The sequence below is a fragment of the Actinomadura geliboluensis genome, assembly GCF_005889745.1.
Taxonomy (GTDB): Bacteria; Actinomycetota; Actinomycetes; order Streptosporangiales; family Streptosporangiaceae; genus Spirillospora; species Spirillospora geliboluensis.
In genome coordinates, this window is record NZ_VCKZ01000126.1 from 1 (window position 1) to 20,933 (window position 20,933).

The 20,933-nt window shown below is 71.5% G+C and carries 19 protein-coding genes; 7 read left to right on the top strand and 12 right to left on the bottom strand.

The genetic code is table 11. The features are described from left to right. Positions 1-84: 84 nt before the first annotated feature. Complete coding sequence (locus tag ETD96_RS18505; RefSeq protein WP_205719335.1) at positions 85-423, bottom strand: LysM peptidoglycan-binding domain-containing protein; 339 nt, start codon at positions 421-423, stop codon at positions 85-87. A gap of 175 nt (positions 424-598) precedes the next feature. Here ETD96_RS18505 and lexA point away from each other — a divergent pair, with 175 nt between their 5' ends. Continuing rightward, entirely contained in the window at positions 599-1,300 is a 702-nt protein-coding gene (gene lexA / locus ETD96_RS18510; RefSeq protein ID WP_138637712.1) for a transcriptional repressor LexA, read from the top strand. 120 nt (positions 1,301-1,420) lie between these two features. Here the strand turns inward: lexA and leuS are convergent, their stop codons facing one another. Then, entirely contained in the window at positions 1,421-3,889 is a 2,469-nt protein-coding gene (gene leuS, locus ETD96_RS18515) for a leucine--tRNA ligase (RefSeq protein ID WP_171069099.1), read from the bottom strand. 336 nt (positions 3,890-4,225) lie between these two features. Here leuS and ETD96_RS18520 point away from each other — a divergent pair, with 336 nt between their 5' ends. Next, a complete protein-coding gene (locus ETD96_RS18520; protein WP_138637713.1) occupies positions 4,226-5,770 on the top strand; it encodes a long-chain-fatty-acid--CoA ligase in 1,545 nt (514 codons plus the stop codon). A 75-nt stretch (positions 5,771-5,845) separates the two neighbouring features. Here the strand turns inward: ETD96_RS18520 and ETD96_RS18525 are convergent, their stop codons facing one another. Both ETD96_RS18525 and ETD96_RS18530 read right to left on the bottom strand, forming a co-directional pair. Beyond that, the gene (locus ETD96_RS18525) at positions 5,846-7,102 is read right to left on the bottom strand and encodes a cytochrome P450 (protein WP_420884768.1); all 1,257 of its coding nucleotides are present in this window, start codon (positions 7,100-7,102) and stop codon (positions 5,846-5,848) included. 140 nt (positions 7,103-7,242) lie between these two features. Further along, complete coding sequence (locus tag ETD96_RS18530; protein ID WP_138637714.1) at positions 7,243-8,634, bottom strand: aspartate aminotransferase family protein; 1,392 nt, start codon at positions 8,632-8,634, stop codon at positions 7,243-7,245. A 163-nt stretch (positions 8,635-8,797) separates the two neighbouring features. Here ETD96_RS18530 and ETD96_RS18535 point away from each other — a divergent pair, with 163 nt between their 5' ends. After that, positions 8,798-9,676 carry an alpha/beta fold hydrolase gene (locus ETD96_RS18535; protein WP_138637715.1) on the top strand — a complete coding sequence of 293 codons (879 nt, stop codon included), beginning with the start codon at positions 8,798-8,800 and terminating at the stop codon, positions 9,674-9,676. On the opposite strand, the gene ETD96_RS18540 is transcribed toward ETD96_RS18535, so the two are convergent. Continuing rightward, a complete protein-coding gene (locus tag ETD96_RS18540; protein ID WP_138637716.1) occupies positions 9,645-11,213 on the bottom strand; it encodes a GMC family oxidoreductase in 1,569 nt (522 codons plus the stop codon). The genes ETD96_RS18535 and ETD96_RS18540 overlap by 32 nt on opposite strands. Positions 11,214-11,329: 116 nt before the next feature. After that, positions 11,330-11,935 (bottom strand): TetR/AcrR family transcriptional regulator, encoded by a 606-nt coding sequence (locus tag ETD96_RS18545; RefSeq protein WP_240807821.1) that lies wholly within the window; start codon positions 11,933-11,935, stop codon positions 11,330-11,332. A 145-nt stretch (positions 11,936-12,080) separates the two neighbouring features. Here ETD96_RS18545 and ETD96_RS18550 point away from each other — a divergent pair, with 145 nt between their 5' ends. Further along, positions 12,081-13,100, top strand: a complete 1,020-nt coding sequence (locus ETD96_RS18550) for an aldo/keto reductase (protein ID WP_138637718.1) — start codon at positions 12,081-12,083, stop codon at positions 13,098-13,100. Between the two features lie 86 nt (positions 13,101-13,186). Here ETD96_RS18550 and ETD96_RS18555 read toward each other — a convergent pair whose 3' ends face one another. Both ETD96_RS18555 and ETD96_RS18560 read right to left on the bottom strand, forming a co-directional pair. Then, positions 13,187-14,194 (bottom strand): ATP-dependent DNA ligase, encoded by a 1,008-nt coding sequence (locus ETD96_RS18555; protein WP_240807823.1) that lies wholly within the window; start codon positions 14,192-14,194, stop codon positions 13,187-13,189. Between the two features lie 98 nt (positions 14,195-14,292). Continuing rightward, the gene (locus tag ETD96_RS18560) at positions 14,293-14,865 is read right to left on the bottom strand and encodes a TetR/AcrR family transcriptional regulator (protein ID WP_138637719.1); all 573 of its coding nucleotides are present in this window, start codon (positions 14,863-14,865) and stop codon (positions 14,293-14,295) included. A 90-nt stretch (positions 14,866-14,955) separates the two neighbouring features. On the opposite strand from ETD96_RS18560, the gene ETD96_RS18565 reads away from it, so the two are divergent. Next, complete coding sequence (locus tag ETD96_RS18565; protein ID WP_138637720.1) at positions 14,956-15,330, top strand: DUF4267 domain-containing protein; 375 nt, start codon at positions 14,956-14,958, stop codon at positions 15,328-15,330. 253 nt (positions 15,331-15,583) lie between these two features. Then, complete coding sequence (locus ETD96_RS18570; RefSeq protein WP_138637721.1) at positions 15,584-16,078, top strand: cupin domain-containing protein; 495 nt, start codon at positions 15,584-15,586, stop codon at positions 16,076-16,078. A gap of 74 nt (positions 16,079-16,152) precedes the next feature. Here the strand turns inward: ETD96_RS18570 and ETD96_RS18575 are convergent, their stop codons facing one another. The 4 genes from ETD96_RS18575 to ETD96_RS18590 form a co-directional block, all read right to left on the bottom strand. Continuing rightward, entirely contained in the window at positions 16,153-17,418 is a 1,266-nt protein-coding gene (locus tag ETD96_RS18575; RefSeq protein ID WP_138637722.1) for an SAM-dependent methyltransferase, read from the bottom strand. A gap of 81 nt (positions 17,419-17,499) precedes the next feature. Continuing rightward, entirely contained in the window at positions 17,500-18,867 is a 1,368-nt protein-coding gene (locus tag ETD96_RS18580) for an FAD-binding oxidoreductase (RefSeq protein ID WP_138637723.1), read from the bottom strand. A 197-nt stretch (positions 18,868-19,064) separates the two neighbouring features. Then, entirely contained in the window at positions 19,065-19,574 is a 510-nt protein-coding gene (locus tag ETD96_RS18585) for a DUF1707 and DUF4870 domain-containing protein (protein ID WP_240807825.1), read from the bottom strand. A gap of 36 nt (positions 19,575-19,610) precedes the next feature. Further along, on the bottom strand, positions 19,611-20,438 hold the full coding sequence (locus ETD96_RS18590) for a polysaccharide deacetylase family protein (RefSeq protein ID WP_138637725.1): 828 nt from the start codon (positions 20,436-20,438) through the stop codon (positions 19,611-19,613). Between the two features lie 150 nt (positions 20,439-20,588). Between ETD96_RS18590 and ETD96_RS18595 the strand changes: the two genes are divergently transcribed. Beyond that, the coding region (locus tag ETD96_RS18595) for a hypothetical protein (RefSeq protein WP_138637726.1) at positions 20,589-20,933 on the top strand (345 nt) is incomplete at its 3' end.

The following is a 20,933-nucleotide window of genomic DNA, read 5'->3' on the forward strand; positions in this document are numbered from 1 at the left end:
CCGAAATACGCCCCCGGCGACCACGAGCCGCCCCCATCGGACCACACCCACCCGCACGCCCCTGGGCGCGGGTGCGAAGGCGCGTCAGCCGGCGGGGAGGCGGATTTCTTGGCCGGGCCGGACGACGGGGTCGCCGCGCAGGCCATTGAGGTCCATGATGCGGTCCACGGTCCGCCGCGGGTCGGCGCCGGGGTCGGCGGCGGACGCGATGCCCCACAGCGTGTCGCCGGGCCCGACGACCACGGTGCGCGGCGGGCCGGACGGGCCGCCGCGGTCGCCTTCGCCGGCGCCGGCGAAGGCGCCGGGGCCGACGGTGAGCCAGAGCGCGACGAGGGTGACGGTCGCGGCGAAGCCCACCAGAACGGCGCGGCCGCGGCGGGTCAGGCGGATCGGGGGGCGGTCACCGCGGAGTGAACCGGACATCTCTCCACTCCTCGTCGTCGAATGAATTTTCGATCGAACGCCTGTACGATGTTGTATCAGGCGGCGCCCGGAAAAAGCGAGTACATCTTCGAACAATTGTTTGATCATTAGGCCGGGACGCGATAGCGTTCATGACGAGGAGTGACCGATCGAGGCGCCCGGGAGGCGACGAGCGATGAGCAAGGTCCGGGACCTGCCCGACGGGCCGATGGACGAGACGGGCCTGACGCAGCGACAGCGCATGGTGCTGGAGGTGATCCGCGACTCGGTCCAGCGCCGCGGCTACCCGCCGTCGATGCGCGAGATCGGCGAGGCCGTGGGGCTGACCAGCACCTCCAGCGTGTCGCACCAGCTCCGCTCGCTGCAGCGCAAGGGCTTCCTGCGGCGCGACCCGAACCGCCCGCGCGCCGTCGAGGTCCGGGTGCCCGGCGCGACGCCGGTGCGCACCGACGAGGAGGCCTACGAGGCAGCGGGAGGGCAGCCGGCCACGGCGCAGCCCGCGCCCGCCTACGTGCCGCTCGTCGGCCGGATCGCCGCCGGTGGCCCGATCCTCGCCGAGGAGTCCGTCGAGGACGTGTTCACCCTGCCGAAGCAGCTCGTCGGCGAGGGCACGCACTTCCTGCTGAAGGTCACCGGTGACTCGATGATCGACGCCGCGATCGCGGACGGTGACTGGGTCGTGGTCCGGCAGCAGCCGGTGGCCGAGCAGGGCGACATCGTGGCCGCCATGATCGACGGCGAGGCCACGGTCAAGACCTTCAAGCGGCACGACGACGGCCACATCTGGCTGATGCCGCAGAACCCCGCCTACGAGCCGATCCCCGGCGACGAGGCGTCCGTGCTGGGCCGCGTCGTCGCCGTCCTCCGCAAGATGTAGCGCGCACGCCGAAACGGCCGCCGGAGGCTCTCCGGCGGCCCATCGGCATGCCCACCGGCCCGATCCCTACGAGCCCGACGGCGGCCCCCGCGCCCCGGGATGGGGGCGCGGGGGCGGCGGTCAGCGCTTGGGGACGATGTTGACGATCTTGGGGGCGCGGACGATGATCTTCATGATCTCGGCGCCGCCCAGCGCGTCCTGGACCTTGGCCGAGGCCAGCGCGCGGCGCTCCAGCTCCTCGTCGGCGATGCCGGGCGGCACCTCCAGCCGGTCGCGGACCTTGCCGGCGATCTGCACGACGCAGGTGACCGACTCCTCCACCAGCAGCGCCGGGTCGGCGGTCGGCCAGCCGGCCCGGATCACCGGGGCGGTGCGGCCCAGCAGCTCCCACGCCTCGTCGGCGGTGTAGGGCGCGAACAGCGACAGCAGGATCGCGATCGTCTCGGCGGCCTCGCGGACGGCCGGGTCGGCGGCGCCGGGGCCGGAGTCGATGGCCTTGCGGGTCGCGGTGACCAGCTCCATGATCCGCGCGATCGCGACGTTGAACCGCTCCGTCTCGACCAGCGTGGTGGCCTCGTCGACGGTGCGGGCCGTGACGCGGCGCAGCGCCGTGTCGCCGGTCGCGGGGTCGGCGCCCGGCGCGGACGAGACCTCGGTGGCGATGCGGTGCACGCGGGACAGGAACTTCGACATCCCGTGTGGGGACACGTCGGCCCAGTCGATGTCGTCCTCGGGCGGGCCGGAGAACAGGATCGCCAGCCGGACGACGTCCACCCCGAACTCGCCAATCTGCTCGCCCAGGTCGACGCCGTTGCCCAGCGACTTCGACATCGCCTTGCCCTGGTTGATCACCTGGCCCTGGTTCAGCAGCCGGCGGAACGGCTCGGTGAAGTCGATCATGCCCATGTCGTACAGGACCTTCGTGAAGAAGCGGCTGTACAGCAGGTGCAGGATCGCGTGCTCGACGCCGCCGGTGTACTGGTCGACCGGCATCCACCGGCGGACCTGCTCGACGTCGAACGGGCCGCCCTCGTAGCCGGGCGAGCAGTAGCGGAAGTAGTACCAGGACGAGTCGACGAACGTGTCCATGGTGTCGGTGTCGCGGGTCGCGGCGCCGCCGCACTTGGGGCAGTCGGTGTTGACCCAGTCGGCCGCGGCGGCCAGCGGCGAGGTGCCCTTGGGCGCCAGGTCGGCGCCGCGCAGGCCCTCGGGCAGGGTCACCGGCAGCTGCTCGTCCGGGACGGGGACCTCGCCGCAGGACGGGCAGTGCACGATCGGGATCGGGCAGCCCCAGAACCGCTGCCGGGACACCAGCCAGTCGCGCAGCCGGAAGTTGACGGACCCGCGGCCGGTGCCGCGCTCCTCCAGGATCTGGATGATGCGGGCGATGCCGTCGGCCTTGCCCAGGCCGTCGATCGGCCCGGAGTTGACGATCGCGCCGTCGCCGGGGGTGGCGACGCCGGTCTCGGCGGGGTCGTCCAGCCCGGTCTCGACGACGACGCGGACCGGCAGGCCGAACTTCAGCGCGAAGTCCAGGTCGCGCTGGTCGTGCGCGGGGACGGCCATGATCGCGCCGTGGCCGTACTCGGCCAGCACGTAGTCGGACGCCCAGACGGGCAGCCGCTCGCCGTTGACCGGGTTGACCGCGTAGCGGCCCAGGAACACGCCGGTCTTCTCGCGCTCGGTGGACAGCCGCTCGATCTCGCTCTCCCGCGAGACCTCCTCGCGGTAGGCCTCGAACGCGGCGCGGTGGTCGGGGTGGCAGATCTCCTCGGCCAGCGCGGCGTCGGCGGCGACGACCATGAACGTCGCGCCGAACAGGGTGTCGGGGCGGGTGGTGTAGACGGTGACGGGCTCGTCCCGGCCCTCGATGGCGAAGTCGACGTCGGCGCCGGTGGAGCGGCCGATCCAGTTGCGCTGCATCAGCAGGACGCGCTCGGGCCACTTGCCCTCCAGCTGCGCCATGTCGTCCAGCAGCCGGTCGGCGTAGTCGGTGATCTTGAAGTACCACTGGGTCAGCACGCGCTTCTCGACCAGCGCGCCGCAGCGCTCGCAGTGCCCGCCGACGACCTGCTCGTTGGCCAGGACGGTCTGGTCCTTCGGGCACCAGTTGACGTGGCCGCCCTTGCGGTAGGCCAGGCCCCGCTCGTAGAAGCGCAGGAACAGCCACTGCGTCCACTTGTAGTACTCGGGGTCGGAGGTGTGCAGGCGGCGCGTCCAGTCGAAGGACGGCGCGTACCGCTGGAAGGAGGCGGCCTGCGTCTCGATGTTGGCGTAGGTCCACTCGGCGGGGTGCGAGTCGCGCTTGATGGCGGCGTTCTCGGCGGGCAGGCCGAAGGAGTCCCAGCCGATGGGGTGCAGCACGTTGTAGCCGCGCTGGAACCAGTAGCGCGCGGGGACGTCGCCGATGGCGAACGCCTCTGCGTGCCCCATGTGCAGGTCGCCGCTGGGGTAGGGGAACATGTCCAGCGCGTAGCGGCGCTCGGTGGCGGTGTCCTTCTCATCGGCCGCGAACGGGTCGAGCTCCGCCCAGCGGGCCTGCCACTTGTCCTGAACCGCCCGTGGGTCGTATTGCTCGTCGCTGCTCACGCTTACAGACTCCGCTTCGTCCTTCAGGGTCCTGGGCCGTCCGCCGACATGAAACGGCCCCTCGCACAGGAGGGGCCACCACGCTGACGTCAGTTCGTCAACGTGGTCCTTCGAGGAGCAGCCTGGCTGACATACATCAAGAGTAGCGCAGCCGCAAGCCCTCCCGCCTGCGGTTAAGGCACCGGCGCGGGCGGTAGAAGCGGGGCAAGAACGAAATGCCACGTCAAAGCGCCGGAAGAGGTGGCCTTCTCCCGGTCCGGTGCAGCAGGATGTGCGGAACCGTTCGTAGACTCGTCGGTAACTAACCGGCCGGTCACCTTTCGCGCGAGGAGTGCCATGCTCAACCTGTCCGTGCTGCTGGAGGACGCCGCCAGGGAGACGCCCGAACGGGAGGCCGTCGTCTTCGGCGACCTTCGGCTCTCCTACGCGTTCATCGACTCGGTCGCGAACCAGGTCGCGAACCTGCTGCGGTCGCGCGGCATCGGCCCGGGCGACAAGGTGGCGCTGTCCAGCCCGAACCTCCCGTACTTCCCGATGGTGTACTTCGGGGCGCTCAAGGCGGGCGCGGTGGTCGTCCCGCTGAACGTGCTGCTCAAGCCGCGCGAGATCGCCTACCACCTCGGCGACTCGGACGCGAAGGCCTTCTTCTGCTTCGAGGGCACCCCGGAGCTGCCGCTCGGCGAGATGGGGCACGCGGGCTTCGCGCAGGCCGAGGGGTGCGAGCACTTCTTCCTGCTGCCCGCGAACCCGGCGGCGACGGAGTCCCCGATCGAGGGCGCGGAGCTGTTCTGGGCCGCGCTCGCCGGGCAGCCGGGCACGTTCGACACCGCGCAGACGGGCCCGGACGACACCGCCGTGATCATCTACACCAGCGGGACGACGGGCCAGCCGAAGGGCGCCGAGCTCACGCACAGCAACCTGCTGTCGAACGCGATGGTGGACGACACGCTCTTCTACCGGACGCTGCACGACACCTCGCTGGTGACGCTGCCGCTGTTCCACATCTTCGGCCAGACGTGCGTGATGAACGTCGGCTTCTACCGCCGCGCGACCCTCGTCATGCAGGCCCGGTTCGACGCGAAGCAGGCCGTCGAGCTGATGGTCAAGGAGAAGGTGAACATCTTCGCGGGCGTCCCGACGATGTACTGGGGCCTGCTGACCGACGAGACCTCCGCCGAGGACATCGCGACGATCAAGGAGAACCTGCGGGTCGCGGTGTCGGGCGGGTCGGCGCTGCCGATGGAGGTCCTCAAGGGCGTCAAGGAGAAGTTCGACGTGGACGTCCTGGAGGGCTACGGCCTCTCCGAGACGTCGCCGGTGGCCTCGTTCAACCGCCCGGACCGCCCGACCAAGCCCGGCTCGATCGGCCTGCCCGTCTGGGGCGTCGAGATGAAGCTGATCGACGACGACTGGAAGGAGATCGAGGGCGAGGGGCCCGGCGAGATCGCCATCCGCGGGCACAACATCATGAAGGGCTACTACGGCCGGCCCGAGGCGACCGAGTCCTCGATCAAGGACGGCTGGTTCCGCACCGGTGACGTGGCCCGCCGTGACGAGGAGGGCTACTACTACATCATCGACCGCTCCAAGGACATGATCATCCGCGGCGGGTACAACGTGTACCCGCGGGAGCTGGAAGAGGTGCTCATGACGCATCCGGACGTGTCGCTGGCGGCGGTCGTGGGCGTCGAGCACCCCTCGCACGGCGAGGAGATCAAGGCGTACGTGATCCGCAAGCCCGGCGCCGCCGTGACCGAGGACGAGCTGGTCGCGTGGGGCAAGGAGCAGTTCGCCAACTACAAGTACCCGCGGATCGTGGAGTTCCGGGACGAGCTGCCGATGACCGCCACCGGCAAGATCCTCAAGCGCGAGCTGCGCTGACCCGACGCCGGGCCCGGGGGCCTCGGCGCGGCGTTCCACCGCGCGCCGAGGCCCCGGGTAGGCCCGGTCGAGGGCTCAGAACGCGTAGGGCAGGCGCTTGATCCCGTTGATGAAGTTGGACTCCAGCCGGGCGGGCTCGGCGGTCGCGCGGATCTCCGGCGTCCGGCGCAGCAGCTCCCGGAACATCACGGTGATCTCGCGCCTGGCCAGGTGCGCGCCGAGGCAGAAGTGCGGCCCGGGCCCGCCGAACCCGACGTGCGGGTTCGGGTCGCGCAGGATGTCGAACTTCTCCGGCTCGGCGAACACGGACTCGTCGCGGTTGCCGGACCAGTAGTAGAGGACGAGCTTGTCGCCCTCCTTGATCTCGTGCTCGTTGAGCACGGTGTCGCGGGTGGCGGTGCGGCGCATCCAGATGACCGGCGACACGTACCGGACGATCTCCTCGATCGCGCCCGCGACGCGGCCGTCGAAGTCCGCGGTGAGCAGGGCCCGCTGGTCGGGGTGGCGGGTGAACAGGTCGAGGCCGTGCGCGATGGCGTTGCGGGTGGTCTCGTTGCCGGCGACCACCAGCAGGATGAAGAACGAGCCGAGCTCCTGGTCGCTGAGCGACTCGCCGTCGACGTTGGCGTTCACCAGCGCGGACGTCAGGTCGTCGGTGGGGTTCTCGCGGCGCCGCCGGCCGAGGTCCTCGACGATGCCCTTGAGCGTCTCGCCGGCGCCGAGCAGCGCCATCGCCATCTCCTCGGGGTTCTCCGAGGGCAGGAACTCCGAGTCGTTGCCGGCGAGGATGACGTTCGTGGCGTCCAGGACGGTCGTGTAGTGCTCCTCGCCGATGCCCATCATGTCGCAGATGATCTTCAGCGGGAGCCGGGCCGCGACGTCGGCGACGAAGTCGCCGGTGCCGCCGCCCGCGGCCACGTTCGCCACGATCTCCCCGGCGACGTGCTCGACCTGGTCCTCGAACCGCTGGATCATGCGCGGGGAGAACGCCCGGGAGACGATGCGCCGGATCTTGGCGTGCCGCGGGTCGTCCATGCTGATCATCGAGCCGAAGTACTCGTGCATGTCGCCCGGCATGTCCGGGATGCTGATGGCGCCCTTGCCGGAGCAGAAGTCCTGCGGGCGGCGGGACGCCTCGACGATGTCGGCGTGCCGGGTGAGCGCGTAGTAGCCGGGGCCCCGCGGCGCGATGATGATGTCGGGTTCCTCGAAGCGGACCAGCTCCGGGTGCCAGCGCAGCGCCTTGAACGCCTCGTGCCGGTCCTCGTGCGGCCGCCGCCAGAACTCCCAGTCCGTCAGGTTGATGTCCTCGACCTTGAGCACGCTGCCCACCACCTCATCGCATTCCGAACCTGATTCGGTTTACAGGCAGCCTCTCAAAGTAAAGCGGCAAGCGCACACTGATCGGCGAGGTGACCCGCCTCACATTAGCCGCGCCGGGCCCGGCCCGCCCGCCGGACCCGGCATCGCCCTCACATCCGCGCCCACGCCTCCGTGAGCACCGACCGCAGGATCTGCTCGATCTCGTCGAAGTGGGGCTGGTCGCAGACCAGCGGCGGCGCCAGCTGCACGACGGGGTCGCCGCGGTCGTCGGCGCGGCAGTACAGGCCCGCCTCGTACAGCGCCTTGTCGAGGAAGCCGCGCAGCAGCCGCTCGCACTCGTCGTCGTCGAACGTCTCCCGCGTGTCGCCGTCCTTGACCAGCTCGATGCCGTAGAAGTAGCCGTCGCCGCGGACGTCCCCGACGATCGGCAGGTCGCGCAGGCGCTCCAGCGTGGCGCGGAACGCGTCCCGGTTGCGCAGGACGTGGCCGTTCAGGTCCTCGCGCTCGAACAGGTCGAGGTTGGCCAGCGCCACGGCCGCCGCCACCGGGTGCCCGCCGAAGGTGTAGCCGTGCGCGAACATCTCCGTCCCGTGCTTGAACGGCTCGAACAGCCGGTCGGCGACGAGCATGCCGCCGAGCGGCGCGTACCCCGAGGTCACCCCCTTGGCGAAGGTGATGATGTCGGGCGTGAAGCCGAAGCGCTGCGCGCCGAACATCGTGCCGAGCCGGCCGAACGCGCAGATGACCTCGTCCGACACCAGCAGGACGTCGTGCCGGTCGCAGATCTCCCGGACGCGCTCGAAGTAGCCGGGCGGCGGCGGGAAGCAGCCGCCCGAGTTCTGCACCGGTTCCAGGAACACCGCGGCGACGGTCTCGGGGCCCTCGAACTCGATGGCCTCCTCGATCCGGTCGGCGGCCCACCGGCCGAACGCCTCAGGGTCGTCGCGGTGCTCGGCGGCCCGGTAGATGTTGGTGTTCGGCACCCGGAACGCGCTCGGCACGAGCGGCTCGAACGGGGCCTTCAGGCCGGGCAGCCCGGTCAGCGACAGGGCGCCGTGCGGGGTGCCGTGGTAGGCGACCGCGCGGCTGATGACCTTGTGCTTGGTGGGCCTGCCGGTCATCTTGAAGTACTGCTTGGCGAGCTTCCACGCGCTCTCCACGGCGTCGCCGCCGCCGGTGGTGAAGAAGACGCGGTCCAGCCCGGCGGGCGCGAGGTCCGCGAGCCGCTCGGCCAGCTCGACCGCCTTCGGGTGCGCGTACGACCAGATCGGGAAGTAGGCCAGCTCGGCGGCCTGCTTGGCGGCGGCCTGCGCCAGCTCCTCGCGCCCGTGCCCCGCCTGGACGGTGAACAGACCGGACAGGCCGTCCAGGTAGCGGCGGCCCGCCGAGTCGTACACGTAGGGGCCGTCCCCCCGGACGATCACCGGGATCTCGGCGCCGCCCTGGGACCCCGAGTGGCGCGCGAAGTGCATCCACAGATGGTCGCGCGCCGCCCTCTGCATCGCGTCGTGCTGCTCGCTGGTCACGTCCGGCTCCGTCATCACGTTCCCTCAGATGCGATTGATCCCGTTGTCATGATGCTAAGTGAGTACGGATTCCGCTGTAAATAGATAGTGATACACCGATATCCGAAGGATGACAGCCCTGATCACCGGGACCTCCCGGCCGCCCGGTAGCGTGCGCCGCGAACCGAGGAGGCGGGACATGAGCGACATCACGACCGGATCCGTCACGGCGAACGGGCTCGACTTCGGCTACCTGGCGGCCGGCCCGGAGGACGGCCCGCTGGCCCTGCTGCTGCACGGCTTCCCCGACTCGGCGCACACCTGGCGGCACCTCATGCCCGAGCTGGCCGCCGCCGGGTACCGTGCCGTGGCGCCGTTCATGCGCGGGTACGCGCCCACGTCCGTCCCGGAGGACGGCGCCTTCCAGACCGGCGCGCTCGCCGCCGATGCCGTCGCCCTGCACGAGGCCCTCGGCGGCGGCTCCGACGCCGTCGTCATCGGCCACGACTGGGGCGCCTTCACCGCCTATGGCGCCGCGAACGTCGCGCCCGGCCGGTGGCGGAAGGCCGTCGCCATGTCCGTCCCGCCGATGTCGGTGATGACCACCGCGTTCTTCGACTACGAGCAGCTCAAGCGCTCGTTCTACATCTTCGTCTTCCAGACGCCCCTCGCGGAGCTCGCGCTGAACCGCGCGTTCATCGAGGGCCTGTGGCGCGACTGGTCACCCGCGGACGGCCGCGACCGCACGGCGGACGTCGACCACGTCATGGAGTGCCTCGCCACCCCGGCCAACGCCGAGGCGGCGATCGGCTACTACCGCGCCATGCTCGACCCGTCCAAGCTCATCGAGCGGTACGCCGCCGAGCAGGAGGCGGCCTCCGCCATCGGCGAGGTGCCCGTCCTCTACCTGCACGGCGCCGACGACGGCTGCCTCGGCGCCGACGTCGTCGACCTCGACGCCGTCCGCGCGGCCCTCCCGGCCGGCTCGCGCGCCGAGTCCGTTCCGGAGGCCGGCCACTTCCTCCAGCTCGACCGGCCGGACGAGGTCAACGCGCGGATCCTCGGCTGGCTGTCCTGACCAGGTCGGCGGCGCGTTCGCCGATCATGATGGCGGGCGCGTTGGTGTGGCCGCGGGTGATCTCCGGGAGGATCGAGACGTCCGCGACGCGCAGGCCCTCGACGCCGCGGACGCGCAGCTCCGGGTCCACCACGGCGTCGTCGTCGGTGCCCATGCGGCACGTGCCGGTCGGGTGGTACAGCGTCTCGGCGTGCCCCCGGACGTAGCGGGCGAGGGCCTCCTCGTCGTCCGGCCCGACGTAGGGGTCCATGGGCTCGCTGACGTAGGGCTTGAGCGCGTCGCCCGACATCAGCTCGTCGGCGTACTTGAGCCCGTGGACCAGGCGGCGCAGGTCGCTCTCGCCGGTCAGGTAGGCCGGGTCGATCGACGGCGGCGCGGCCGGGTCGGCGGACGCGAGCGTGATCCGCCCCGCCGACTCGGGTCGCAGCAGGACGACGCCGAGCGTCACGCCGTGCTCGGTCGGCGGGGTGAGGCCGTGCGCCACGTACGGGGCCGGCGCGAAGACCAGCTCCAGGTCGGGCGCGGGCTGCGCCGGGTCGCTGCGGAGGAACACGACCGCCTCGCCGACGTTGGAGGTGAACGGCCCGCGCCGGGCGACCAGGTACCGGACGATGTTGGGCAGCGACTCGGCGCCCGCGAGCGTGACCTTCTTCGGGCAGTGCCGGACGACGCCGACCGACAGGTGGTCCTGCAGGTGGCGGCCGACCTCCGGCTGCTCTAGGACCGGCTCGACGCCGGCGGCGCGCAGCTGGCCGGGGTCGCCGATCCCGGAGAGCATCAGCAGGTGCGGCGAGCCGATCGTGCCCGCCGACAGCACGACCTCGCGGCGGGCGGTGACGCGCTCGCCGCCGTACTGGACGCCGGTCGCGCGGCCGTCCTCGATCAGGATCCTCGTCACCGGCGCGCCGGTGACGACCGACAGGTTCTTGCGCTTGCGGGCGGGGCGCAGGTAGGCGTCGGCGGCGCTGCACCGGCGGCCGCGGCGCTGGCTGACCGGCGTCTGCGCGTACCCCTCGTTCGACGGCCCGTTCAGTTCGGGCAGCCGGGTCAGCCCGGCGGCGGCGCACGCGTCGAGGAACGCGCGGGTCGAGGCGTTCGGGCTGCGCTGCTCGGAGATCGTGACGGGGCCGGTCGTCCCGTACACGCCGCCCTCGTTGCTGCCGACGCGTCCCTCGGCGCGCTTGAAGTACGGCTCGACGTCGGCGTACGACCAGCCGGGCACGTCCCACCCGTCGAAGTCGGCGGCGTGGCCGCGCACCCACATCATCGCGTTGAGCGAGGACGACCCGCCGAGCATCCGGCCGCGCGGCCAGTACAGCTCCCGCCCGTCCATCTCGGCCTGCTCGGCGGTGCTGAAGTCCCAGTCGTACTCGGTCTTGAACAGCTTGGCGAACGCGGCCGGGACGTGGATCTCGCTCTTGTCGTCCGGGCCGCCGGCCTCCAGCAGCGCGACGGTGACGGACGGGTCCTCCGACAGCCGCGCGGCCAGGGCGCAGCCCGCGGATCCGGCGCCGACGATGACGTAGTCGTAGTCCATGAGGGCCTCCGCACTCCGCCGGGCCGCGACACCGGCCCGTCAGTGCTTGCTTACCACCGGGGACGGGTCGCGTCCATGGCCCGCGCGGCTGCGGGCGGTCACTTCGGCCGGCGCGGTCACTCCGGGCGGCGCAGGCCCGCGACAAGGAACCCGACCAGCCGGCGCGCGTCGTAGCGGGGATCGGAGTCGGCCCCGATGCACAGGTTCCCGACGCCGCGCATGAGTTCGAGGGCGTCCACGTCGGAGCGGATCTCGCCCGCGTCGGCCGCGGCTCGCAGCAGGCGGCCGCACACGGGGACGAGCCGGTCGAGGAAGTAGTCGTGCAGGGCGCCGAAGCCGGGGTCGTCGGCCCGCAGCACGGCGGCGAGCCCGTGCTTGGTGACCAGGAAGTCGACGAACAGGTTGATCCAGCGGCCCAGCGCGGCGTACGGGGTCGGGCAGCTTCCGAGCAGTTCGGGCCCCGCCTCGGCGCAGGCTTCGACCTGGTGCCGGTAGACGGCGATGATGAGGTCCGCCCGCGTCGGGAAGTGGCGGTAGATGGTCCCCACGCCGACGCCCGCCCTGGCCGCGATGTCGCGCACCGGCGCGTCCACCCCGGACGCGACGAAGACCGCCGCGGCCGCGTTGAGCAGGGCCTCCCGGTTGCGCCGCGCGTCCTTGCGCTTGGACGGGGCCGCGCCCCGCCCGCCCTCGCCGCCGTCGTTCACCGTGCGTCCCTCCACTGCTCCAACTGCGCGCGCTTGCAATGCGGAACCATGTTCCGTATCGTTCAGGAACACGGTTCCGCTTTGGCTCCATGATGCCAGAGCGGAGCACCGGTCATGCGCATTCGCCCATGAACGCATTCGCCTATGAAGGAGACCGTCCATGCAGTACCGCACCTTGGGCCGCACCGGCGTGCAGGTCAGTTCGCTGGCGCTCGGCGCGATGAACTTCGGGGCGATCGGCGACACCCCGCAGGACGAGGCCACCGCCATCGTGGACGCCGCGCTGGAGGCGGGCGTCAACCTCATCGACACCGCCGACATGTACGGCCGCGGCGAGTCGGAGGAGATGGTCGGCAAGGCCATCGCCGGGCGCCGCGACGACATCGTGCTCGCCACGAAGGCGGGGATGCCGATGAGCGAGGAGCGCAACCACCGCGGCGCCTCGCGCCGCTGGCTGGTCACCGCGCTGGACAACAGCCTGCGCCGCCTCGGCGTCGACCATGTGGACCTCTACCAGATCCACCGGTGGGACCCGTCGACCAGTGACGAGGAGACGCTGTCGGCCCTGACCGACCTGCAGCGCGCGGGGAAGATCCGCTACTTCGGCTCCTCGACGTACCCCGCGTACCGGATCGTCCAGGCGGAGTGGGCGGCCCGCGCCGGCGGCCTGAGCCACTACGCGACCGAGCAGCCCAGCTATTCGATCCTGCAGCGCGGGATCGAGGCGGACGTGCTGCCCGTGACCGAGCAGTACGGCCTCGGTGTGCTGGCGTGGAGCCCGCTGGCCTCGGGGTGGCTGACCGGGGCGGTCCGCGCGGGGCGGGAGGCCGGCACCCGCCGCTCGGCGCTGATGCCCGAGCGGTTCGACCTGTCCCTCCCCGCCAACCAGGCCAGGCTGGACGCGGTCGAGCGGCTCGCGGTGGTCGCCGACGAGGCCGGGCTGACGATGATCCAGCTCGCGCTCGGCTTCGTGACCGCGCATCCGGCCGTGACCAGCGCGCTCATCGGCCCCCGCACGCTGGACCACCTGCACGCGCAGCTCGCCGCCGCCGACACCGTGCTGCCCGCCGACGTCCTGGACGCGATCGACGCGATCGTCGCCCCCGGCACCGACCTCGCGGCGCACGAGAAGTTCGACACCCCGCCCGCCCTGCTCGACGCCTCCCTGCGCCGCCGCTGAGGCGCCGCACGGACATCCCGTTCCGGATCATGCCGGAACTACGTTCCGGATAGCGCCGATAAACACGTCCGGCGCCGCCGCCCCGGTCAGGCGGGGGCGCCGAACTCCGGCACCTCGGAGGGCGGCAGGTCGGTCCGGATCCGGTGGTACCGGACGGCGTGCCGCCACCGGCCGCCCTCCACCGCGGCGTCCCCGCTGAACTCCACGACGACCTCCGGCTCGGTCCGCACGTAGCGGATCGGCGGATGGGCGCCGTACAGCCCGCCGGCGAACCCGGCGGGCAGCTCGGGCGGCCACGGATGGTCCGGCCCGGCGTGCCGCAGCACGCCGCCGAGAACGGTCCGGGCGGCGGGCGCCAGCGGCGTCGTCCGCGCCACGACGCGGAGCCGGCCCTCGGCGTCGTAGCGGCCGAGGATCAGCGACTCGGGCGCCTGCCGGGTGCCGGTCACCCCGCCGACGACCGCCTCGGCGGTGATCCGCCGCTTCACCTTCCACCAGCGGCGCCGCCCCTCCTCGTAGGGGCCGTCGGCGTCCTTCACGACCAGGCCCTCGATGCCCTGCTCGGCCAGCGCGTCGAACCACAGCAGGGCCTCCTCGACGTCGGCGGTCTGCGGCGTGCCGATCACGCGCGCGCCGGGCGGCGTGTCGCCGAGCAGCGCCTCCAGGACGTCCCGCCGCTCGCGCAGCGGCCGCGGGCGCAGGTCGGCGCCGCCCGATTCGAGGACGTCGAACACGACGTAGTGGCAGGGCTCGTCGCGGGCGAGTTCGGCCCGGCGGCGGCCGGCGACGTGCCGGCGCTGCAGCGCGCCGAAGTCGAGGCGGCCGTCCGGCCCCCAGCGGACGATCTCGCCGTCCACCACGGTGCCGGGTGGGAACGCCGCGCCGACCGCCACCACGATCTCGGGGAACGCCTCGTTGAACCGCACCCGGCGGCGCGACCACAGCTGGACGTCGCCGTCCTCGTCCACCATCGCGACCGCGCGGAACCCGTCGAACTTCGGCTCGTAGCGGCAGCCGCCCGGGCACGCCTGCGGCGGCGGGACGCGGTCGACCGTCACGGTCAGCATCGGCTTCACCGGGGACCGGATGTGCATGGCCTCCCGTCCCCCGAGTTCGCTGGTCCTTTGACCACGCCCTACCCGCACTGAACTGCGCCGATATCGAAGCAGGACGAATGTTGACCGGCGGCAGGTCAGTTCGAGAAGCGCCGGATCAGGACGGCGAGGCGCTGGTCGTGGTGCGCGCGGCGCATGCGGCCGTTGCGCATCAGGGAGACGAGGCCGTGCAGCGCGCTCCAGAACGTCTCGGTGAGCGTCTCCAGCTCGTCCTCGCCGGCGAACGGCCGGACGGTCTCGCGCAGCTCGCCGAACGCCTCCTTCAGCGGCGCCGGCGCCTCGGGGGTCGCGAACGGCAGGTCGACGGCGAGGACGAACATCGCGTCGTAGAGGGCGGGCCTGCGGTCGGCGAACCCCGCGTAGGCGCGGGCGACGCCCGCGAGGGCGGCGGCGGGGTCCGCGGCCTCCTCGCGGACCTCGCGCAGGTCGGCGGCCAGTTCGGCGCACCCCTCGACCGCGACGGCCGCCATGATGGCGTCCTTGCCCTTGAAGTGGCTGTAGAGGACGGGCTGGCTGTACTCGATCTCCGCGGCGAGCCGCCGCGTGGTCACCGCGTCCCAGCCCTCGGCCTCGGCCAGCTCCCGCGCGGCCGTGACGATCAGCCGCTCCCGCTCCGCCCGCTCGCGCTCCCGGCGCGCCTGGATTGACATGGCAGCGATTCTAGCAGCGCTAGCCATTCTGCCAATGCTTGTGCTAGCGTCGATTCTGTTCCTAGCACTGCTAGCAATCGGAGATGCCTGATGCTCGCCCCCCTCGCCTACGGCCTCGCGATCGTCCTCGCCCTGTTCGTCGTCTTCATCGGCGCGCGCTTCCTCTACGCACCGCACGCGGCCGCCGCCGGGTACGGCGTCCCCGCCGAGCCCGGCGGCGGCGCCGACGCCTACCTGGCGATCAAAGGGGTGCGCGACCTCACCTTCGGCGTCCTCGGCCTCGCCCTCATCGCCTTCGCGAGCGCCCACGCCGCCGGCTGGTACATGCTGATCGTCGCCCTCGCACCCCTCGGCGACACCCTGATCGTGCTGCGCCACGGCGGCACCAAGGCCACCGCGTTCGGCATCCACTTCGCGACCGCCGTGATCGTGCTCGTCAGCGCCGCCCTGCTCTTCGCCCTCTGACACGGGCGTTGCAGGTGAGCGCTCGCCTGCCAGGTCTGCTCCGCTTTGACCGACCTCCGGTCTCCGAACGGGAGCCGTCCCGGATCCGGAGAGAGCCGGCGCTGTCCTCGCCGGCTGATATGACAACCGCATCGCCCGTCCGCGCGGGCCGCCCGTCCCGGCCGCGGCGCGCCGTCGGCGCCGCCGCGGCGGCGGGCAAGACCACCGCAGGCCCGACCGACCGTTACGAACCATGCCGAACCCAGGAGGCACCATGTCGCTGATCTCGCCGGACTTCGACTCGTCCGTGATCGTCCGCTCCGCCGAGGCCGAGGTCGTCGGCCGGGCCCCCACCACCATCCGGCTGCTCGCCGACAGCAGCTCGACCGGCGGCGCCCTGTCCACCCAGCGGGTCACGCTCACCGGCGGCGCCGACGGCGCCAAGCCGCACCGCCACGACGGCTCCGCCGAACTGTTCTACATGCTGGACGGCACCGCGCAACTGCTGTCCGGCGAGCAGGTCGTCACCGCCGAACGCGGCGACCTCGTCGTCGTCCCGCCCGGCCTCGCGCACGCCTTCGCCGCCGCGCCCGGCGAGGACGCCGACATCCTCATCGTCATCACGCCCGGCGTCGAGCGGTTCGAGTACTTCCGGCACCTGGAGCGCATCGCCTACGGCAAGGTCCCGCCCGAGAGCCTCCTGGACGTCCAAGAGCTCTACGACACCTACTTCCTCGGCAGCGCCGCCTGGGACGCCGCCCGCGCCTGACCAGGGCCCGGACGCCGACGAGCCGACCGAGAACGCCCGGTCGGCTCGTCACACTGGCGGGAGCGGGTCGCCCGTCACGATCCCCAGTCGGGACGCAGCGGCATGTTGCTCGCGCCGTCGTCGTGCAGCTTGACGCCGAGCGTCTGGTGCAGCTGGATCCAGTTCTGGTTGAAGCCGAGCACGCAGCCCGCCATGTAGACGCGCCACACCCGGGCGGTGCCCTCGCCCACCTCGGCGACGGCCTCGTCCCAGTGCTCGTCCAGGTTCCGGCACCAGCCGGTCAGCGTGCGGGCGTAGTGCTCGCGCAGGTTCTCCTGGTGCCGGATCTCGAAACCCGCGTCGTTCATCTGCATCTGGACGTAGCCGGGCCCCTCCAGCTCACCGTCCGGGAACACGTACCGGTTGATGAACCCGTTCTCCTTGCGGGACGGGGCCGTGTTGTCCGGACGCGTGATGGTGTGGTTCAGCATCCGGCCGCCCTTGCGCAGCTTCCCGTAAAGGAACGAGAAGTAGGACGGCAGGTTCGCCTTGCCGATGTGCTCGGTGAGGCCGATGGAGCTGATCGCGTCGAAGCCGGTCTCCGTCACGTCCCGGTAGTCCATGTGCCGGACCTCGGCGAGGTCGGACAGCCCCCGGTCGGCGATCGCCTTCTGCGCCCACTCGGCCTGCTGCTTGGACAGCGTGACGCCGAGCGCCTTGACCCCGTACTCCTTCGCGGCGTGCATCACCATGCCGCCCCAGCCGCAGCCCACGTCCAGCAGCCGCATCCCCGGCTTGAGCGCGATCTTCTTCGCGACCAGGTCGTGCTTGTTGAACTGGGCCTCCTCCAGCGTCGCGTTCTCGTGCGGATAGCACGCGCACGTGTACGCCATGGAGGGGCCGAGCACCCACTCGTAGAAGGTGTTGGAGACGTCGTAGTGGTGCGAGATGGCCTTCGCGTCCCGCCGCTTGGAGTGCCGCAGCCACGACGGGATCCGGCTGAACGGCGCCTCCTGCGGCGGCGGGTCCAGCCGGCGCGAGACCGCGCCGCGCAGCAGCGGGTCGCGGAAGACCGAGCCGGCGATCCGCGCCTTGTCGCGCGGCGTCACCTCGCTCAGCACCTGCTGCATCGTCGTCAGCGCCTCGATCATGTCGCCGTCGACGTCGATCATCCCGGTGACGTAGGCGCGGGCGAGGCCCAGCGCGCCCGGTGAGCGCAGCAGGTACGACACCGCGTACGGCGAACGGACGTCGAACCTGATGTCGGCGCCGGGCACCCCCGCCCGCGATCCGTCGTACGCCGTGAACTCCACTGGCGCCTCAGCCCCGGCGAGCCGCTCGAAGACCCTGGCCAGCGTCATGGTGATCCCTCCTGTCTCTCCGCCCGGACCCGGCCTGCCGGCCCTCGGCCCCGTGGGCTCCCCCGATACGGCGGGCGCATGTCAGCGTCCGCGCACGCACTTGTCGTAGAGGTCCAGCAGCCGCTCGGCGGGGTCGTAGCGCCCCTTGAGCCGCCGGTAGGTCTCCCCGTCGTAGTACCGCCAGAACTCGTCCCGGCCGTAGAAGGCCGTCGAGTAGAGGGACTTGTGCCCGTCGAGGGCAGCGACCTTCCGCTCGATGAGCCGGTTGTGGTACTCGGGGATCTGGCCGGGCGGGATGCGGACCGTCCCCCAGAAGCCGACGTTCACGTACGGGCGGCCGGTCTCCAGCGGGTACAGCGGCCACCGCTCCTTCGCACGCAGCGGGCACAGCCAGACCGGGCTCATGCCGACCTTGTCGTGGAAGAACTCCAGGAACTCGGGCAGCCGCTCCACCGGCACCTCGATGTCCTGGATGACGTCCTCGCGCGGACGCAGCCCCCGCCAGCGCTCCGCGCGCGCGATGATGTGGTACCGGCGGTCGTAGGCGACCAGCTTGCGGTACACGTCGGAGCGCTTGTACTTGTCGGGCCACAGCCGCCGGACCGTCGGGTTCTGCACGCCGAACGCGCCCGAGCACCAGAACCAGTCGGTGTCCCAGCGCCAGATGTAGTCGCGGACCGTCAGGAAGTCGACCGACCGCTCCTGGATGGACCGGTAGTAGATCTGCTGGCCGGTGTAGTCGGAGGTGTACGGCGCCGAGTCGGCGAAGAAGCCGAGCGTGATGTACTGCTCGCCGGGGCTGAAGTACGTCCCGTCCATGAAGTCGACGGACTCGCCCTCGAACGTCCCCGACTCGGTGATCTCGCCCATCGCCTTGGCCAGCTCGACCGCGTCGGTGAACCGCAGGTGCCGGAGCCGGACGTACGGGCTGACCGGCCGCAGCTCGATCTTCAGCCGCAGCGTGTAGCCGAGCGTCCCGTAGGAGTTCGGGAACCCGAAGAACAGGTCGGAGTGCTCGTTGTCGCGCGTCGCCGTGACGATCTCGCCGTCCCCGGTGAGGACCTCCATCTCCAGGACGCCCTCGTGCGGCAGCCCGTCGCGGAACGACGTCGACTCGATGCCGAGCCCCGTCACCGCCCCGCCCAGCGTGATGGTCTTCAGCTGCGGGACGACCGTCGGCATCAGCCCGTGCGGCAGCGTCGCGTCGACGAGGTCCTCGTAGGTCGTCATCCCCTGGACCTGCGCCGTGCGCTCCCGCGCGTCGACGCTCAGCACCTTGTCGAACCCGGACACGTCCAGGCCGGGCGCCGCCGAGGGGTCGCGCCACCGGAACAGGTTCGAGGTCCGCTTCGCCAGCCGTACCGGCGTGCCCTTCGGGATCGCCTCGTAGGACCTCTTGAGCGCGTCCACCGCCCGCTGGTGGTCGCCCTTGACCGCAAGCTCCGTCATCTAGCCCCTCCCTGACCTAGTAAATCGATCATCCCATGCATCGTCCACATAATTCGGACGTTGCAGGTGTCACAGGTCGAGAGGGGAATAACCCCGTCGGCGTACACATCGGTCGTTTCGTCTCCTGGAGGCGACAGAAACCGCTACAGGGCGGCCACGTCAACCTTTCCCCTGAGGCGCATGCCGACAAACCCCGGTCACTTGACCAGGCGCAGGATCCACGGATAGCGGAACGTGCCGCCGGTCAGCGCGTACACCGCCGCGATCGCCGACAGCACCCACGCGACCGCGTACACGATCCCGCCGACGCCGAACGTGACGATCGTGAGCAGCAGCAGCGTCACCTGGAAGTTGACCGCCTCCGCCGCCTGCCGCCGGACGTACTCCGACCGCTTGCCGCTCAGCAGCATCAGCACGAGCGGCCCGACGAACAGCGTCGGCACCGCCACGGCGTGGGCCGCCGCCGCGAGCATCCGGTCCTCCCCCGTGACGGCCTCGGCGACCGGCGCCGGCCGGACCGGCTCCAGGTCGCGGGTGACGCCGCCCAGCTGGCTGCGCGTCTTCGACGTGATCGCCAGCTGGACGCGCATGTCGAACTCGTCCTCGTCGAGCCGCCCCTCGGCGTAGGCGTGCTGGAGCCGCTGGATGGCCGACTCGCGCTCGGCGTCCGAGACCCGCAGGTCCCCCACCGCGTAGCTGCTGTCCATACCCTCCATGCTGGGCGCAGCGGCGCCCGCGGACCATCAGGGATGACCCTGAGCCGCCCCTGAATCGGCCATCGGCCGACCGGTCTGGCCGTACTCCTTCCCCGGGACGAGCCGCCCGCCGTACAGCTCCGACACGGTCACGAACACATACCCCTGCGCGGCCAGCCGGTCGATGATGCGCGGGACGGCCTTCACCGTCGTCGGGTGGATGTCGTGCATCAGCACCACGTAGCCGGGCTTGACCGCCTTCAGCACCCGCTTCTCGACGTACGCGCTGTCGCGGTGCTGCCAGTCGAGCGGGTCGACCGTCCACAGCACCTGCGCGAGCCCCTGCTCCCGCGCGGCCTTCGCGAGCCGCTTCGACATCGACCCGTACGGCGGCCGGAGCAGCACCGGCGTGACCCCCGACGCCCGCCGGACGGCCTCCTGCGTCCGCGTCAGCTCCGACACGACCTTCTTGCCGGACGCCGTCCCGAGGTCGGCGTGCGTGTAGCTGTGGTCGCCGATCTCGTGCCCGGCCTCGTGCTCGCGCCGCACCAGCTCCGGATGCTGGACGACGTTCTCCCCCACCACGAAGAACGTCACCCGCACCTTGCGGGCGGCGAGGATGTCGAGCAGCTCCGCCGTACTGGCGGCCGGCCCGTCGTCGAACGTCAGCGCCACGCACTTGACCCGCGCGCAGTCCGGAGGCGGCGGCGGTGGTTTCGGCTTGGGCTTCGGTTTCGGTTTCGCGGCCGGGGCCTCGCCGTGCGCGGCGGTGAGCCGGACCTCCGCCGGGGCCCCGCCGAGCGAGCTGAGCCACCCGCACACCGCCGCCGCGAGCACGGCCGCCGCCCCACGCCGGACAAGCTGCAGCCCGCCCATCAACACCCCCGCTGACGTTCCCCCAAGATCAGCCAGTCTAGGGCTCAGGCCCTTGCCCGCCGGGCATTCCGCCGCTGTGTCGGGAACCTGCGCACCCGGTATGTCGTTATCGTCGTACACCGCATCCGCGAGCAGAGGACGGGGTGGGCGATGAGGTTCCGGGACCGGTTCGGGATCCGCAGGCACCGCGGGTCCTCGGTGACGCGGCTGGACCGCGAGGCGACCGACACCGACATCGAGGCGCTGATCGCCTTCGCGCGCTCGCGCCGCGGCGTCGAGTTCTTCGTCGAGCCGGAGACCTTCGCCACCGACACCACCGCCGTCGCCGTCGCCCACGACGGCGAGTGGACCCGCCGCCGCGTCGGCTCCCCGAAGGTCATCGGCAAGGTGGCCCGCGACCTGGGCCTGCCCATCTACGACGTCCAGATCGTCGGCTACCCGCCCCGCATGCGCGCCTGGAACGCCCGCAACCCCGACCGCCGCATAGACCCCGGC

Bases quoted from the DNA above. Each gene is read 5' to 3' on its own strand.
- ETD96_RS18585 (WP_240807825.1), bottom strand. From the start codon at position 19,574: ATGGACAGCAGCTACGCGGTGGGGGACCTGCGGGTCTCGGACGCCGAG.
- ETD96_RS18505 (WP_205719335.1), bottom strand. From the start codon at position 423: ATGTCCGGTTCACTCCGCGGTGACCGCCCCCCGATCCGCCTGACCCGC.
- ETD96_RS18575 (WP_138637722.1), bottom strand. From the start codon at position 17,418: ATGACGCTGGCCAGGGTCTTCGAGCGGCTCGCCGGGGCTGAGGCGCCA.
- ETD96_RS18580 (WP_138637723.1), bottom strand. From the start codon at position 18,867: ATGACGGAGCTTGCGGTCAAGGGCGACCACCAGCGGGCGGTGGACGCG.
- ETD96_RS18550 (WP_138637718.1), top strand. From the start codon at position 12,081: ATGCAGTACCGCACCTTGGGCCGCACCGGCGTGCAGGTCAGTTCGCTG.
- ETD96_RS18560 (WP_138637719.1), bottom strand. From the start codon at position 14,865: ATGTCAATCCAGGCGCGCCGGGAGCGCGAGCGGGCGGAGCGGGAGCGG.
- ETD96_RS18535 (WP_138637715.1), top strand. From the start codon at position 8,798: ATGAGCGACATCACGACCGGATCCGTCACGGCGAACGGGCTCGACTTC.
- ETD96_RS18540 (WP_138637716.1), bottom strand. From the start codon at position 11,213: ATGGACTACGACTACGTCATCGTCGGCGCCGGATCCGCGGGCTGCGCC.
- ETD96_RS18590 (WP_138637725.1), bottom strand. From the start codon at position 20,438: ATGGGCGGGCTGCAGCTTGTCCGGCGTGGGGCGGCGGCCGTGCTCGCG.
- ETD96_RS18555 (WP_240807823.1), bottom strand. From the start codon at position 14,194: ATGCACATCCGGTCCCCGGTGAAGCCGATGCTGACCGTGACGGTCGAC.
- ETD96_RS18520 (WP_138637713.1), top strand. From the start codon at position 4,226: ATGCTCAACCTGTCCGTGCTGCTGGAGGACGCCGCCAGGGAGACGCCC.
- ETD96_RS18530 (WP_138637714.1), bottom strand. From the start codon at position 8,634: ATGACGGAGCCGGACGTGACCAGCGAGCAGCACGACGCGATGCAGAGG.
- ETD96_RS18565 (WP_138637720.1), top strand. From the start codon at position 14,956: ATGCTCGCCCCCCTCGCCTACGGCCTCGCGATCGTCCTCGCCCTGTTC.
- ETD96_RS18570 (WP_138637721.1), top strand. From the start codon at position 15,584: ATGTCGCTGATCTCGCCGGACTTCGACTCGTCCGTGATCGTCCGCTCC.
- lexA (WP_138637712.1), top strand. From the start codon at position 599: ATGAGCAAGGTCCGGGACCTGCCCGACGGGCCGATGGACGAGACGGGC.